Origin of the sequence: Nocardia sp. CA-136227, assembly GCF_050955695.1 — a bacterium.
GTDB lineage: Bacteria > Actinomycetota > Actinomycetes > Mycobacteriales > Mycobacteriaceae > Nocardia.
This window is the reverse complement of record NZ_CP192081.1, coordinates 2,243,858-2,257,891: the sequence shown is the minus strand read 5'-3', so window position 1 is coordinate 2,257,891 and position 14,034 is coordinate 2,243,858. Positions and strand designations below refer to the sequence as shown.

The 14,034-nt window shown below is 68.0% G+C and carries 14 protein-coding genes; 9 read left to right on the top strand and 5 right to left on the bottom strand.

Going from position 1 to position 14,034, the window contains the following annotated elements; all coding sequences use genetic code 11:
* Window positions 1-64: 64 nt before the first annotated feature.
* On the bottom strand, window positions 65-2,275 hold the full coding sequence (locus tag ACQP06_RS10140) for a protein kinase domain-containing protein (protein WP_433671979.1): 2,211 nt from the start codon (window positions 2,273-2,275) through the stop codon (window positions 65-67).
* Window positions 2,276-2,582: 307 nt separating this feature from the next.
* Between ACQP06_RS10140 and ACQP06_RS10135 the strand changes: the two genes are divergently transcribed.
* From ACQP06_RS10135 to ACQP06_RS10125, 3 genes are read left to right on the top strand one after another with little or no spacing between them, the layout of a single operon-like run.
* Complete coding sequence (locus ACQP06_RS10135; RefSeq protein WP_379101804.1) at window positions 2,583-2,735, top strand: hypothetical protein; 153 nt, start codon at window positions 2,583-2,585, stop codon at window positions 2,733-2,735.
* The gene (locus tag ACQP06_RS10130) at window positions 2,732-5,245 is read left to right on the top strand and encodes an ATP-binding protein (RefSeq protein ID WP_433671978.1); all 2,514 of its coding nucleotides are present in this window, start codon (window positions 2,732-2,734) and stop codon (window positions 5,243-5,245) included. Before ACQP06_RS10135 ends, ACQP06_RS10130 begins: the two co-directional genes overlap by 4 nt.
* Window positions 5,242-5,943: a response regulator gene (locus ACQP06_RS10125; protein ID WP_433671977.1), complete on the top strand. Its 702-nt coding sequence runs from the start codon at window positions 5,242-5,244 to the stop codon at window positions 5,941-5,943. Before ACQP06_RS10130 ends, ACQP06_RS10125 begins: the two co-directional genes overlap by 4 nt.
* A gap of 218 nt (window positions 5,944-6,161) precedes the next feature.
* Here the strand turns inward: ACQP06_RS10125 and ACQP06_RS10120 are convergent, their stop codons facing one another.
* The gene (locus tag ACQP06_RS10120; protein ID WP_433671976.1) at window positions 6,162-7,355 is read right to left on the bottom strand and encodes a cytochrome P450; all 1,194 of its coding nucleotides are present in this window, start codon (window positions 7,353-7,355) and stop codon (window positions 6,162-6,164) included.
* Between the two features lie 128 nt (window positions 7,356-7,483).
* Here ACQP06_RS10120 and ACQP06_RS10115 point away from each other — a divergent pair, with 128 nt between their 5' ends.
* The 6 genes from ACQP06_RS10115 (at window position 7,484) to ACQP06_RS10090 (ending at window position 11,613) form a co-directional block, all read left to right on the top strand.
* Window positions 7,484-8,143, top strand: a complete 660-nt coding sequence (locus tag ACQP06_RS10115) for an HAD family hydrolase (protein ID WP_433671975.1) — start codon at window positions 7,484-7,486, stop codon at window positions 8,141-8,143.
* Window positions 8,144-8,213: 70 nt separating this feature from the next.
* A complete protein-coding gene (locus tag ACQP06_RS10110; protein ID WP_433671974.1) occupies window positions 8,214-8,678 on the top strand; it encodes an OsmC family protein in 465 nt (154 codons plus the stop codon).
* Window positions 8,675-8,956: an acylphosphatase gene (locus tag ACQP06_RS10105; RefSeq protein ID WP_433671973.1), complete on the top strand. Its 282-nt coding sequence runs from the start codon at window positions 8,675-8,677 to the stop codon at window positions 8,954-8,956. The genes ACQP06_RS10110 and ACQP06_RS10105 overlap by 4 nt, the downstream gene beginning before the upstream one ends.
* 27 nt (window positions 8,957-8,983) lie before the next feature.
* Complete coding sequence (locus ACQP06_RS10100; protein ID WP_433671972.1) at window positions 8,984-9,976, top strand: hypothetical protein; 993 nt, start codon at window positions 8,984-8,986, stop codon at window positions 9,974-9,976.
* Window positions 9,976-11,139, top strand: a complete 1,164-nt coding sequence (locus ACQP06_RS10095) for a glutathionylspermidine synthase family protein (protein ID WP_433671971.1) — start codon at window positions 9,976-9,978, stop codon at window positions 11,137-11,139. Before ACQP06_RS10100 ends, ACQP06_RS10095 begins: the two co-directional genes overlap by 1 nt.
* A 21-nt stretch (window positions 11,140-11,160) precedes the next feature.
* Window positions 11,161-11,613 (top strand): DUF350 domain-containing protein, encoded by a 453-nt coding sequence (locus tag ACQP06_RS10090; RefSeq protein WP_433671970.1) that lies wholly within the window; start codon window positions 11,161-11,163, stop codon window positions 11,611-11,613.
* Between the two features lie 4 nt (window positions 11,614-11,617).
* Here ACQP06_RS10090 and ACQP06_RS10085 read toward each other — a convergent pair whose 3' ends face one another.
* The 3 genes from ACQP06_RS10085 to rnc form a co-directional block, all read right to left on the bottom strand.
* Entirely contained in the window at window positions 11,618-12,199 is a 582-nt protein-coding gene (locus tag ACQP06_RS10085; RefSeq protein ID WP_433671969.1) for a dihydrofolate reductase family protein, read from the bottom strand.
* A 201-nt stretch (window positions 12,200-12,400) separates the two neighbouring features.
* A complete protein-coding gene (mutM, locus tag ACQP06_RS10080) occupies window positions 12,401-13,258 on the bottom strand; it encodes a bifunctional DNA-formamidopyrimidine glycosylase/DNA-(apurinic or apyrimidinic site) lyase (protein ID WP_433671968.1) in 858 nt (285 codons plus the stop codon).
* Window positions 13,259-14,029, bottom strand: coding sequence for a ribonuclease III (gene rnc / locus ACQP06_RS10075; RefSeq protein WP_433671967.1), 771 nt, complete (start codon window positions 14,027-14,029; stop codon window positions 13,259-13,261).
* Window positions 14,030-14,034 lie beyond the last annotated feature (5 nt).

The window sequence follows — 14,034 nt, the reverse complement described above, 5'->3', positions numbered from 1 at the left end:
CGCGCGCGGATCCTGTCTACAACACGGGACACGGCCGCACCTCGGGCAGGCCGTGGCTGATTTGCTAGACCACCCGCTCGAGCGCGCGCAGGTCTGCGTGCAGCTTGCGGAACAACCAGTAGACGGCGACGAATGCGAGCCCGGAGGCCGCGCACAACCCCAGAACCGAATCGCGCACGAGCGGAAGCTCCTCCGGTTCGAGGGTGGTGAATCCGGCCAGCACCCCGACCAGCGGCACTGATGCCGTCACCGCGAGATAGGCCGTGGTTCTGCGACGCAGCGCGCGAAGATCGGCGGAGTCATCCGCCGTGGTACGGCCGCGGCGCAAGTAGATGGGATAAACACAGCGGACGACGTAGAACGTCGAAAGGAAGAACGTGTAGGCAACCGAGACGGTGCCCATCACCAGAACGGTCGTCACCGCGTGGACCACCATCCGCGCCGGGAGGTCGGTGAACCGGATGAGCAGCACCACCCCCATCGCGGTCCCGAGAACCGCGAACAGCAGAGTGTTCATCGCACACAGGTCGCCCCAGAACAGTGTTCGCGACCGCACCCGCGCGAGCATTACCTCGTCGTAGCGTCTGCCATGGCGCAAGCCGCGCGGAACCGCGAGCAGATCACGCGACATGTACACGTAGACGAGGACGGACAAGGGCAGGGCACAGAGCTCGAAAACGATGACGCCCCTGAGGAGCTGCATGATGGTGGCATCGGTCAGGTGGTCGGCGAGCAGTGCCCGCATGTGCACGCCCCCATAGATATGAGCCAGGCTGACGCCGACCAGCGACGATGACCACAGGATGAGGGTGGGCTGTCGGGAAAGTCGTGCCCGCCAACTGTTCGGCGGTGGGTAGACCAGGTCACGGGCCCTGTCCTCGAGGCACAAGTCGAGCTGCTGAGCCAATTCCGTGCCGCACGAGTAGCGGTCTTCGCGGTTGGGCGACAGACACTTCAACAGCACTCGGCGCAGCGCCATCGGGCAATCCGGCGGAAGCTCCGACAGGAACTCCGGCTCGACGGGTTTGCGCCGCAGCTCGAGCATGCGGGCCAGCGATGTCTCCGACTCGCCGGCCGACGCTTCGTCCGCGAATGGGCGGCGGCCCGTGAGGAGCTCCCACAGCATGACACCCAGCGCGAAGATGTCGCTTCGAGTGTCGAGGTCGGCGGCGGTCGCCGGCAAGTCCGGATGGCAGGCCTCGAGCTGTTCGGGCGACATGTACGCCAGTGAACCGCCGAAGTAAGCCAGGGGGCTCGTGCCCTTGATGCGGTTGCTGGAGCTGACATTGAAGTCGGCCAACTTGGGGATTCCCTCGGCACTCAGCAGCACGTTCGCGGGTTTGATGTCTCGATGCAACACCCCGCGTTCGGCCGCATGCTGCAGCGCGTCCGCAAGTCGGCGGCCCAGCCAGGCGACGGTCTCCGGCCATGTCAGTGCCGCGGTCCGGGTCCGAACGGCGGATTCGGTGGGCCGAACCTCGCCCTTCGCCGCGAGTACCTCGTCGATGGCATCGAGCAGCAGCTGCCCACTGCGGTGTTCCGTGGGTCTCGCGCGCTGAAAGCGCAGCACATCGAGCAGTGTTCCTCCGGGTAGGTACTGCATGTAGAGCAGCTTCAGCTCGCCATCGGCGATCAGCCGCTGGTCGTAGATGCGCACGATGTAGTCGTGGTCCAGTTGGGCGAGGGTCTGCGGCTCGATGCCGTGATTGTGGGAAATCTTGACCGCGACCAGTCGCTGCATCGATTGCTGCCGAGCGAGATACACCTGGGCGAAGGCACCGGATCCGATCCTCATCAGGAGGTCGAAATCGTCGATATGGTCGCCGACTTCGATGGCGTCGAGAACTACTTGGGCACTGGGACGAGCAATCATCGTGCTGTAGTAATCACTCGTGAGCCATGCCGGTTCGGGGTCGGCCATGGCAGTGGCCTCGGCACGCGTGGCAGTCGCATCGACGGCGGCGGAACCGCGGCGCATGGCGTGGTATTCCTCGTAGACCAGCTCGGCCGGCAGCGGACCATTCCGCAGCTCTGCGAATTCCGCACGGTATTCGGTCAGTCGTTTGGGAAAGTGATGACGAAGCCAGCGGTATTCGAGGTCGATCTTGATCAGTTCGATCAATATCGTTCGCCGATCAACCGGTTCACCGGGTAGATATGCCGACAGATCGGGCGGGAACCCGGATGCCCACGCCTCTGAAAACAGTGCCACGACAGTGGCGAGCGCTGTGCGGGTTCGTTCAGCTGAATCGACCAGATCGATCGGCTCGTGCATCGGCAGCTCCAGATCAGCCCCAGGCGATCACACGGCGGCTACGCGCGATGCGACCTCGTACCGCAGTAGCCCCACATCGTCACCTTTCCACCAGACCTCCTGTTCAAGGGTATCGCTCCGAAACGAGCGCACGGGCGGCACAAGTAGGGAGCGGCCACGGCGGACGTACTCGCTCGGATGACGTCAACAACCCGACACACCCCCGTAAAGAAACCGTCAGGATCGGTGACTTGACCAGCATCGGAGGTATGAAGTGGGGAGCCCGGCCACGGCCGGGGCGATCGCCGTACACATCCAAGGAGAAACCGTGCCGCACGTCGCCGTCACCCTGATGGTGATCTTCGGGTTCATCGGCTGCGCGCTCATACTGCGCGCCATGGCCAACGCCGAAGCCGCCCGCGAACCCGTCCGCATGGCACCGCAGGACATCCGCGCACCCCGCGCGATGATGGACGAGTGAAACGCGGCCAACTACGCATCTACCTCGGGGCCGCGCCCGGCGTAGGCAAGACCTACTCGATGCTGGCCGAAGCCCATCGACGGCTGGAACGCGGCCGTGACGTGGTGGCCGCCGTCGTGGAGACCCACGGCCGCAGCAAGACCGCCGAACTGCTCGCCGGACTCGAGCGCATCCCGCCGAAGCTGGTCGAGTACCGCGGCGCGACCCTGCCCGAACTGGACGTGGACGCGGTGCTGCGGCGGCAGCCCGCCGTGGTGCTGGTGGACGAGCTGGCGCACACCAACATTCCCGGCGGCAAGCACGAGAAGCGCTGGCAGGACGTGCAGGACCTGCTGGACGCGGGCATCGACGTGGTGTCCACGGTCAATGTGCAGCACCTCGAGAGCCTCAACGACGTGGTCGAGCAGATCACCGGCGTGGTGCAGCGAGAAACCGTGCCGGACTGGGTGGTTCGCGCCGCCGACCAGGTCGAACTGGTCGACATCACCCCGGAAGCGCTGCGGCGCAGGATGTCCCACGGCAATGTGTACGCCGCCGAGAAGGTCGACGCGGCCCTGCGCAACTACTTCCGGCCCGGCAATCTGACCGCGCTGCGCGAACTCGCGCTGCTGTGGCTGGCCGACCAGGTCGACGCCGCGCTCGCCAAATACCGGGCCGACCACCAGATCACCACCACCTGGGAGGCGCGCGAACGCGTCGTCGTGGCGGTGACCGGCGGCCCGGAGTCGGAGACCATCGTGCGGCGCGCCAGCCGCATCGCCGCCAAATCCAGCGCCGAGCTGATCGTGCTGCACATCGTGCGCGGCGACGGACTGGCCGGAGTCTCGACGCAACGTCTCCACCGTCTGCGCGATCTGGCCACCGGACTCGACGCCGAATTGCACACCGTCACCGGCGAGGACGTCCCCACCGCGCTGCTGGATTTCGCCCGGCAGGTCAATGCCACCCAGCTGGTGCTGGGCACCTCCCGGCGGTCGCGCTGGGCGCGCATGATCGACGAGGGCATCGGCGCCACCGTGGTGCAGGAGTCCGGCAAGATCGACGTCCACATGGTGACCCACGAGGAATCCAACAAGGGCTTCCGCTGGTCCGCGCTGACCCGGGGCGAACGCAAACTGGGCTCCTGGTCGGCGGCGGTCCTCGTGCCGTCACTGATCTGCGCGGTCATCTACTTCTGGTTCGACCAACTGCTGGATCTCAGCGGCGAGAGCGCCCTGTTCTTCATCGGCGTCATCGCGGTGGCACTGCTGGGCGGCGTCGCTCCGGCGGCGTTGTCCGCCTTGCTGTCCGGTGTGCTGCTGAACTGGTTCTTCACCCAGCCCCGCTACAGCCTCACCATCGACCAGCTCGACAACTTCCTCACCATCGTGGTGTTGCTGCTGGTGGCGGTCGCGGTGGCGGCCCTGGTGGATGTGGCGGCCAAGCGAACCTTCGAGGCGCGCAAGGCCTCTCGCCAGGCCGAGCTGCTGACCCTGTTCGCGGGCTCGGTGCTGCACGGCGCGAACCTGCAGGATCTGCTCGAACGCGCACGGGAGACCTACGGCCAGGACGCGGTCAGCCTCGTCACCGACGACGAGGTGATCGCGTCGGTGGGAGATCAGCCGCCGACCAAGGTCGGCGACGCCGAGACCGCTGTGGAGGCGGGCGATGACATGCATTGGCTGCTCTTGCGAGGACGAGCCGTGACCTCCGGGGACCGAATGGTGCTGGGCGCGGTCGCGAATCAGGCGGCGGGACTGGTGCAGCAGAAACAGCTGCGCGCCGAGGCCAGCGCCGCCCAGGCGGTCATGGAGGCCGACAAGCTGCGCCGCGCGCTGCTGTCGGCGGTCAGCCACGACCTGCGCACCCCGCTGGCCGCGGCCAAGGCGGCGGTGTCGAGCCTGCGCAGCGACGACGTGGAGTTCTCCCCCGAGGACACCTCCGAATTGCTGGAGACCATCGAGGAATCGGTGGATCAGCTGACCGCCCTGGTCGGCAATCTGCTGGACTCCTCGCGCCTGGCGGTCGGAGTGATCAAGCCGCAGATGCGCAAGGTCTACCTCGACGAGGTGGTACATCACGCGCTCATGGGTATGGGCACCCGCGGCATGCGCCGCACCACCATGGACCGGGTCAAGGTGGATGTCGGCGCCATCGCGGTGCACGCGGATTCCGGTCTGCTGGAACGGGTCCTGGCCAACCTGATCGACAATGCCGCCCGCTACTCCCCCAGGGATTCGATGGTGCGGGTCGCGGCCGAGCAGGTCGGCAAGCGGGTCGCGATCACGGTGGTGGACACCGGGCCCGGCGTACCGACCGGCCTGGAGGATCAGCTTTTCGAGCCCTTCCAACGGCTCGGCGATCGCGACACCTCCACCGGCGTCGGCCTCGGCCTGTCGGTGGTGCGCGGATTCGTCGACGCCATGGGCGGCACGGTGCACGCCGAGCCCACCCCGGGTGGCGGCCTGACCATGGTGATAGATCTACCCGGGGGCGACGACCCCGCGGACACGACCGAGGAGGACAGGTGACCGACGCGGCGGCAGCGCCGATCAAAGTGCTGGTGGTCGACGACGAACCACAGATCCTGCGCGCCCTGCGCATCAATCTGTCGGTCCGCGGCTACGAGGTGACCACCGCCTCCACCGGCGCCGCCGCCCTGCGCGCCGCCGCCGAGAAGCACCCCGAGGTCATCATTCTCGACCTCGGCCTGCCCGATATGGACGGCATCGAGGTGCTGGGCGGCCTGCGCGGCTGGACCACCACCCCGGTCATCGTGCTGTCGGCCCGCACCGACTCCTCCGACAAGGTGGAGGCCCTCGACGCGGGCGCCGACGACTACGTCACCAAGCCGTTCGGCATGGACGAACTGCTGGCCCGCCTGCGGGCGGCTGTGCGCCGCTCGGCCGTCATCGCCGACACCCCGGAACCTGTCATCGAAACCGCCTCCTTCACCGTCGATCTGGCGGCCAAGAAGGTCACCCGCCACGGCCGCGACGTCCACCTGACCCCCACCGAATGGGGCGTCCTGGAGATGCTGGTCCGCCACCAGGGCAAACTGGTCGGCCGCCGGGAACTGCTGCGCGAGGTCTGGGGTCCGTCCTACGCCACCGAAACCCATTACCTGCGTGTCTATCTCGCCCAACTGCGGCGCAAACTCGAGGACGACCCCTCGCAGCCCAAGCACCTGCTCACCGAGGCGGGCATGGGCTACCGCTTCCAGCCGTAGCAGATCAGGGAGCTCCCCGGGAGCTCCCTGATCCTGTTCGCCGCCCCGGGGATCGGCAGGGCCGGCATGGGTTCGGGTCACGACGGCGAATTCCCCGGGGTGCGGCCAGATTCGCCGGAGCGGGTGACGGCCGGGCGTCCGCGCGGTGATGGGCGCGCGAACAGTGGCCGGGCATTCGCGATGAATGCCGCGTGTTCAGCGCGTCGGCGGCGTGGCGCTCACCGGGTCATGCGCACCGGCAACGACTTGAGGCCGTTATTGAGGTTCGAACGGATGCGGCGGGCGTCGCCGGTCTGCTCCAGCTTCGGGAAACGCGCCAGCAGCTCCTCGAAGAACACCCGGCCCTCCAGCCGTGCCAGGTGCACGCCCAGGCAGAAGTGCTGGGCCAGACCGAAGGACAAGTGCGGGTTGGGGTTGCGGCGGATGTCGAAGCGGCCGGAATCGGCGAACACGTCCTCGTCGCGATTGGCCGAGGTGTACCACATGGCCACCTTGTCGCCCGCCTTGATCGGGACGCCGCGGACCTCGGTGTCGGCGGTCGCGGTGCGGCGGAAGTAGTGCAGCGGGTTGGCGAAACGCAGGATCTCCTCCACCGCACCGGGAATCAGCGACGGGTCCTCGCGCATCGCCGCGAGCTGCTCGGGGTGCTGCATCAGCAGTTGCAGCCCGGAGGACAGCATGGTCTTGGTGGTGTCGTTGCCCGCGGTCACCAGCTGGGTGAAGAAGCTGCCGAACTCCAGGTCCGACATGGCGTTCCCGCCGAAGGAACCGGCCAGGATGAGCGAGGTCAGGTCCTCCTTCGGCGGCTCGGCGCGCCGCGCCATGGAGAACTGGATGGCGTAGATGGCCATATTGGTGAGCTCGGCGGTGACGTCGAAGTCGCCGACCAGATCCGGATCCTGTTGGCTGACCGACTGTTCGGCCCAGCGGCGCAGGCTCGGCCAGTCCTCCGCCGGAATCCCGAACAGCCCGCCCACCACCTGGCTGGGCAGCACGCCCGCCACGTCGTGCACGAATTCCACATCGCCGTCGACACTGTCGAGCAGGGCGGCGGTGAGCTCGCGGACGCGGCCCTCCATATCGCCGACCACCCGCGCCTTGAAATGCTCGGCCAGCGGCTTGCGGTATTCGGTGTGCCGCGGCGGATCCATCATGAGCAGCATGTTGCGGGTCTGCTCGAGCCTTTCGGGCGGCTGGTTCTCCAGGATCACGCCCTCGATCTCGGCGGAGAACAACTCCGGATTGCGGGCCACGTGCGCCACGTCCGCGTGCTTGAGGATCGCCCAGTACCCGGGCTCGCCCGGCATCTCCTGCCAGTGCACGGGATCGGTGCGCCGCAGCTCCGCGAAGATCTCGTGGATCGGTCCCGCCACATACAGCTCGGGGTCATAGATGTCGCTGACCGTGCCCACGGTCCACCTCGGTATTCACTTGCGGGTATGCCTGTTTCGCTTCGGACGCTAATCCCGGACGCGACCCGGCGGCGCGGTTCCGGAGGGCGGTCCCAGTCAGTGGACCGCCATGAACCACCATGGACGCCATGTCTGTTGCCGCGATCGTGTTCGACATGGACGGTGTGCTCATCGACACCGAACCCATCTGGGAGGAGGTGCGGCGCGAGTACATCGACGAGATGCGCGGGCGCTGGCTGCCCGACACCCAGGACCGGTTCATGGGGATGAGCACCGCGGAATGGTCGCGGTACCTGAGCGAGGACCTGCTCGACGGCCGCCGCACCCCCGACGAGGTCGCCGAGGACGTCATCTCCCGCATGGCCGCCCGCTACGCCGACCACCTCCCGCTCATGCCCGACGCCGTCGCCACCGTGCGCCGCCTGGCCGCGAGCTACACCCTCGGCCTGGCCAGCTCCTCCCCGCGCCGGCTCATCGACGTGGTGCTCGACCATATGGGCGTCACCGACCTGTTCGCGGCCACGGTGTCCACCGAGGAGGTCGAGCGCGGCAAGCCCGCCCCCGACGGCTACCTCGAGGCCGCCGCCCGCCTCGGCCTGGACCCGGGCGTCTGCGTGGCGATCGAGGATTCCAGCAACGGCCTGCGCGCCGCGCACGCCGCCGGGATGACGGTGATCGCCGTCCCACACCCCAAATATCCGCCCGCCGCCGACGCCCTCGCCGCGGCCGCCTACGTCGCCGACGACCTGACGCAGGTCACACCCGAACTCGTATCGGAATTCCGCTGACCACCTCGGTGTTCCGAACGATCGGCGACCACATGGTCGTCCCGGGTGACCCAATGGGAGGATTTGACCTATGTCCGAACAGACCGCCGCACCGCAAACCCCCGCCACCGATCCGGCGGCCGAACCGGTCAAGCTGTGGGCCGAACGCACCGGCACCCGCGCCTACACCGGCCGTAACAACCGCGGCGGCGAGGTCCTGATCGCGTCCGCGGGCGTGCCCGGCGCCTTCACCCCGGGTGAGCTGCTGAAGATCGCGCTCGCCGGCTGCACCGGCCTGAGCTCCGACTTCACCCTCGCGCGCCGCCTGGGCGACACCTTCGACGCCACCGTCCACGTCTCCGGCGACGCCGACCGCGAGAACGAGCTCTACCCCGAGCTGAACGAGGAGGTCGAGCTCGACCTCAGCGAACTCGACGAGGAGTCGCGGCAGCGGCTGCTGGTCGCCGCGCAGCGCGCCATCGACAAGGTGTGCACCGTCGGCCGGACCCTCAAGGCGGGCACCACGGTCAACCTGACCTTCCGCGTCGACGCATGAGCGATGCCCCGGTCCGGCTCAGCGCCTGGGTACACGGCCAGGTCCAGGGGGTCGGCTTCCGTTGGTGGACCCGGTCACGCGCCCTGGAGCTGGGCCTGACCGGTTACGCCCGCAATCATCGCGACGGCCGCGTGCACGTCATCGCCGAAGGACCCCGCGATGCCTGCGAATCGCTGCTCGGCCTGCTACGTTCCGGTAATACACCAGGTCGGGTAAACCTGGTGGTGGAAGACTGGGGTCCCGCCGCGGGCGGAATGACAGGATTCGAAGAACGCTAACGCGCGGCGAGCCCACGGAGTCGACGAATGGCCACTGATCGTCCCGGCGGTCCGGACAACCCGGACCGTCCCACCCCCGACCCCGCGCACCCGTCCGAACGCCCCAGTCCGCCAAGCGAATCCGCCGATTCCGGCAATCCGGCCGAGCCGACGCCGGACGCTCCCACCCCGACGCTCCGATTCCCCGCTCCGGAGCCCGGCGGGAGTCAGCCGACGCTGCCACTATCCGGCACATCCGCGAACCCGCCCGAGGCGGGCGAACCTCACCCGACCCATCCGCTCGCCGGTGAATCCCACGGCGGCGCGGGCGCTTTCGGCAGTCCCGGCGCGGCACCGCTCGGCGCGGTCACCCCGCCGCCCGGCGTCGAGCCGCCGTTCACGCTGCCGATGCCGTCGCTGGAACCCGACGCCCCTCCGGTGCCCGCGGTTCCGGAACCGCCGCGGCGCGGGAGCATCATCTCGCAGGAAGCGGGGATCACGCAGCCGCGCCCGCCGACGGTGGCCGAGGTGCGAGCCCGGGAGAAGGCGCGCAAACGGGCCGAAGAGCAGCAGCAGGCCGAGGCGGAGGCCGCGGAAGCCAAGCAGCGCAAGAAGAAGCGGGTCCTGATCGGCGGCGCCGCCGTGGCGGGCATCGCGGCGCTGGTCGGCGGCGGCTACCTGGTGGCCTCGGCCTGGAGCGGACCCGACGTGACCGCGTCCTGCACGGTGGTCGCCGACAAGGGCGAGATCGTGCCGATCGGCAACGGGCAGACCGTGACCGCCGACCGCGACAACCAGGAGATCGTGGTCCCCGACAACTACTGCTCGAGTGCCACGTCCAGCGGGCACCCCGGAACGCACACGAGCACGTTCATCTACCTGGGCCACTCCTACCGCTACTACTACGGCGGCAACACCACCATCGGGCGCGCGCCCACCGGTGGCACCACGGTGGCCCCCAAAGGCGCGACAGTGAAGACCAAGAGCGGCAGCACGATTCAGCGCGGCGGCCTCGGAGCGAAGATCGGTGGAGGTTCCTAGTGCGGCGGGTTCGCAGCACTCCGCGGCCGGGCTGGCAGCGGATCATCGAAGGTCAAGGTCTCGTCTACGGCTCTCCCGGGCAGTACGCCGACGGTCAGCCGCGGCCCTACTGGGACGAATCGGTGCACTACGAGTTCGACATGGACGAGATCCTCGCCATGGAGGCGCAGGTCGAGGTGCTGCACTCGATGTGCCTGCACGCGGTCGAACAGGTCGTCCTCATGGAGCGTTTCGCCGATTTCGGTCTGCCGCAATGGAGCTGGGAGCACATCACCAAGTCCTGGCACCGCTCCGACCCGCACGTCTACGGGCGCTTCGACCTGCGCTACGACGGCCGCGGCCCGGCGAAACTACTGGAGTACAACGCCGATACGCCCACCTCCCTGCTGGAGGCGGCGATCGTGCAGTGGCACTGGCTGACCGACACCCACCCCGACGACGATCAGTGGAATTCCCTGCACGAGAAGCTGGTCGAGCGCTGGGGTGAGCTGCGCGAGAACCTGCCGGGCAGTCAGCTGCACTTCACCTGGTCGGGTTCGGACGGTTCCGGCGAGGACAACGTCACCACCGCGTACATGCAGGAGACCGCCGCCGAGGCCGGGTTCGACACCATCGCCCTGCCCATCGAGGAAGTCGGATTCGACACGGAGCTGGACCGTTTCGTGGATCTGGCCGAGGCCCCGATCGAGGCGATCTTCAAGCTGTACCCGTGGGAATGGGCTCTGGACGACGACTTCGGCCGCCGCGTGGTCGAGTCGCTGCCGGAGACCATGTGGATCGAACCGCTGTGGAAGACGCTGCTGTCGAACAAGGCGATCCTGGCGGTGCTGTGGGAGATGTACCCCGGCCACCCCAATCTGCTGCCCACCTATCTCGACGATCCGCACGAGCTCACCGAGTACATTCGCAAGCCCAAACTGGGCCGCGAGGGCGCGAACATGACCATCGTCGGCGCGGGCCTGGAAACCGCCACCGGCGGCGTCTACGGCGACGAGGGCTACGTCTACCAATTGCTGGACCCGCTGCCCGAATTCGACGGTATGCGACCGGTACTCGGTGCTTGGATCGTGGGCGACACGTCCGCGGGGCTGGGCATCCGGGAGACCGTCGGCCTCATCACCGATGACAGCTCCACCTTCGTCCCGCACCGCATCCCGCAGTAACCACACCTCGGAGGACCACCGATGACCACCGCTCTCGCCCTCGAAGCCGGGTACTGGCATTCACTCGGCCGCGGCGTAGGCGCCATCCTGGCCTATGCCCTGCTCGGCCTGGTGCTCATGCTGATCGGCTTCCAGGCCGTGGACGTGACCACTCCGGGCCCGCTGCGCACCATGGTGGCGCGCGGTCTGCCCAATGCCGTCGTGATCAGCGCGTCAGCCATGATCAGCATGTCGCTGATCGTGGTGCTGGCCATCTACGCGCAGGCGGGCAAGCTGTCCGAGGGGCTGCTGGCCGCCACCGTCTACGGCCTGGTCGGCATCGTGGCCCAGGTGATCTCGGTGCGCGTGCTCGAATTCGTGATCGGCATCGATATCGGCGAACTGCTGAAGAAGCCGGAATTCAGCACCGAGTCCCTGGTGGTGGCGGCCGCTCAGTTCGCGATCGGCCTGGTGGTCGCGTTCGCGATCCTCTGACCGGTCAGCGGACCCGGCTGTACTTGATGAAGGCCACGCCGTCCTCGAAGATCCGGCTGGTGAGCACCCGGAACTTGGCCGGTTCGGGCAGCCGTCCGGCGGCTCCGAACAGCGGCCGCCCGTGCCCCAGCACGATCGGGTACAGCTTCAGGAACACCTGATCGATCTCCGGCAGCAGGGTCTGGGCGAGCTCGCCGCCGCCGCACAGCCAGATGCCGAGTCCCTTCTCCCGCTTGAGCTCCCGCACCCGGGTGAGCGGATCCTCCGAGATCAGGTCCACCCCGGCCGCGGGGCTCTCCGGCAGCGTCGTGGACACCACGAACTGCCGCAGATGCGAGTACGGGCTGGACGTGCCGGTCCGCACGCCGAAGTCGTGGGTCTTGCGGCCCATGATCACGGTGTCGAAGTTCTGGCACGGTTTGTCGACGCCGATCACCTCACGAACCTTGGTCGGCAGCGTCTCTGGATACTGCGCCATGATCGCGGGCCCGTGATCACCCCCGACCGGGAAGAAGTCGACCGAGCCGTCATCGGTGGCGATGAATCCGTCGATGGTGGCCGCGACGTAGTAAGTCAGTTTGCGCATGTGCTTCCTCCAGCCGGCACCACGCGTGCCGCTACTGAAAAGGTAGCGCCTGAACCTGAGCGATAGGCCGGGTCCGAGATAGTCGGATTGCCCGGCTCGGAAGAAAACCTGCTGGTCTCAGGCGCGGAAGCGCCCTTGACGGCGGCATCTCACGCTAATCGAACGCTGCGTGAACTTTCCCCTTCGTCCGCTCCACGATCCTCAGCCGCGGGGGCGGGGCTGGCAGCGGGGGCAGGAGAACGAGGAGCGGTTCATGAACTTCTCGCGGCGCATGAGGGCGCCGCAGCGGCGGCAGGGCTCGTCCTCGCGGCCGTAGGCGTTGAGGGAGCGCTCGAAGTAGCCGGACTGGCCGTTCACATTGACGTAGAGGGCGTCGAAGGAGGTGCCGCCCGCGCGGAGGGCCTCGTCCATGACGGTGCGGGTCTCGGCGAGCAGGGTGTGCAGGGCGGGGCGGGTCAGCTTGGCTGCGGGGCGCTCGCCGTGGATCTCGGCTCGCCACAACGCCTCATCGGCGTAGATGTTGCCGACGCCGGAGACCACGGTCTGGTCCAGCAGCAGGCGCTTGATCTCGGATTGCTTGCCGCGCAAGGTCTTCACCACGGCATCGGCGTCGAAACGCTCGTCCAGGGGGTCGCGGGCGATGTGGGCCGCGGATTCCGGCACCCAGGTGCCGTCCACCTCGACCAGGTCGGAGAGCTGCCAGCCGCCGAAGGTGCGCTGGTCGACGAAACGGAGTTCATGGCCGTCGTCGAGGGTGGCGATGATGTGCGCGTGCTTCTCGAGCGGCGCGGACGCGGGCTGGACCAGCATCTGCCCGGACATGCCGAGATGCACGACCAGGGAGGTGTCGGGCTCGTCGAAGGTGAGCCACAGGAATTTGCCCCGCCGGTGCGCGGCTTCCACACGCAGACCGGTCAACCGGGCGGCGAGGTCGTCCCCACCGAACGCGTGCCGCCGCACCGAACGCGGGTGTTTGACGGTGACGCTGTCCAGGACGCGGCCCACCACATGCTCGGTGAGTCCGCGCCGGACGACTTCGACCTCGGGAAGTTCGGGCATCTAGCTCTGCGAGCCGTCGGCCGAACCCTCGGGCGCGTTATCGGCGTTCAACGACCGGTAGGCCGCGCCCGCGGCCTTCTGCTCCGCTTCCTTCTTGGAGCGGCCCACCCCCTGGCCGTAACCCTTCCCTCCGATCACCGCGGTGGCGGTGAACTCCTTGTCGTGGTCGGGTCCGGTGGAGGTGATCTCGTAACTGGGCACGCCGATGCCGCGCTCGGCGGTCAGCTCCTGCAGGCTCGTCTTCCAGTCGAGCCCGGCCCCCATGCGGGGACCGCGCTCGAGCAGAGCGGCGAACAGGCGCAGCACCACTTCCCGCGCGACATCGATGCCGTGCTGCAGGTGCACCGCACCCAGCAACGACTCCATGCCATCGGCGAGAATGCTGGGCTTGTCCCGGCCGCCGGTGAGCTCCTCGCCCTTACCGAGCAGCAGGTGGCGGCCGAGACCGCCGGCGCCCAGGCCGCGAGCGACCTCGGCGAGCGCGTGCATGTTGACAACGCTCGCACGCAGCTTCGCCAGTTCGCCCTCGGACTTGTCCGGGTGCTCCAGATACAGGCGCTCGGTAATGCTCAGGCCGAGCACCGAATCGCCCAGGAATTCCAGGCGCTCGTTGGTCGGCAGGCCACCGTTCTCGTAGGCGTACGACCGGTGCGTGAGCGCGAGGCGCAACAGCTCCGGCTGTACGTCTACGCCGAGCGCCTCGAGCAGACTGGCATGGTCGGCGGCATCACCTACGGCGGGAATATCCGCCGCGTCCTTGCTGGCGGTCACGGTGG

Bases quoted from the DNA above. Each gene is read 5' to 3' on its own strand.
- ACQP06_RS10140 (WP_433671979.1), bottom strand. From the start codon at position 2,275: ATGCACGAGCCGATCGATCTGGTCGATTCAGCTGAACGAACCCGCACA.
- ACQP06_RS10085 (WP_433671969.1), bottom strand. From the start codon at position 12,199: ATGCGCAAACTGACTTACTACGTCGCGGCCACCATCGACGGATTCATC.
- ACQP06_RS10090 (WP_433671970.1), top strand. From the start codon at position 11,161: ATGACCACCGCTCTCGCCCTCGAAGCCGGGTACTGGCATTCACTCGGC.
- ACQP06_RS10105 (WP_433671973.1), top strand. From the start codon at position 8,675: ATGAGCGATGCCCCGGTCCGGCTCAGCGCCTGGGTACACGGCCAGGTC.
- ACQP06_RS10100 (WP_433671972.1), top strand. From the start codon at position 8,984: ATGGCCACTGATCGTCCCGGCGGTCCGGACAACCCGGACCGTCCCACC.
- ACQP06_RS10115 (WP_433671975.1), top strand. From the start codon at position 7,484: ATGTCTGTTGCCGCGATCGTGTTCGACATGGACGGTGTGCTCATCGAC.
- mutM (WP_433671968.1), bottom strand. From the start codon at position 13,258: ATGCCCGAACTTCCCGAGGTCGAAGTCGTCCGGCGCGGACTCACCGAG.
- ACQP06_RS10110 (WP_433671974.1), top strand. From the start codon at position 8,214: ATGTCCGAACAGACCGCCGCACCGCAAACCCCCGCCACCGATCCGGCG.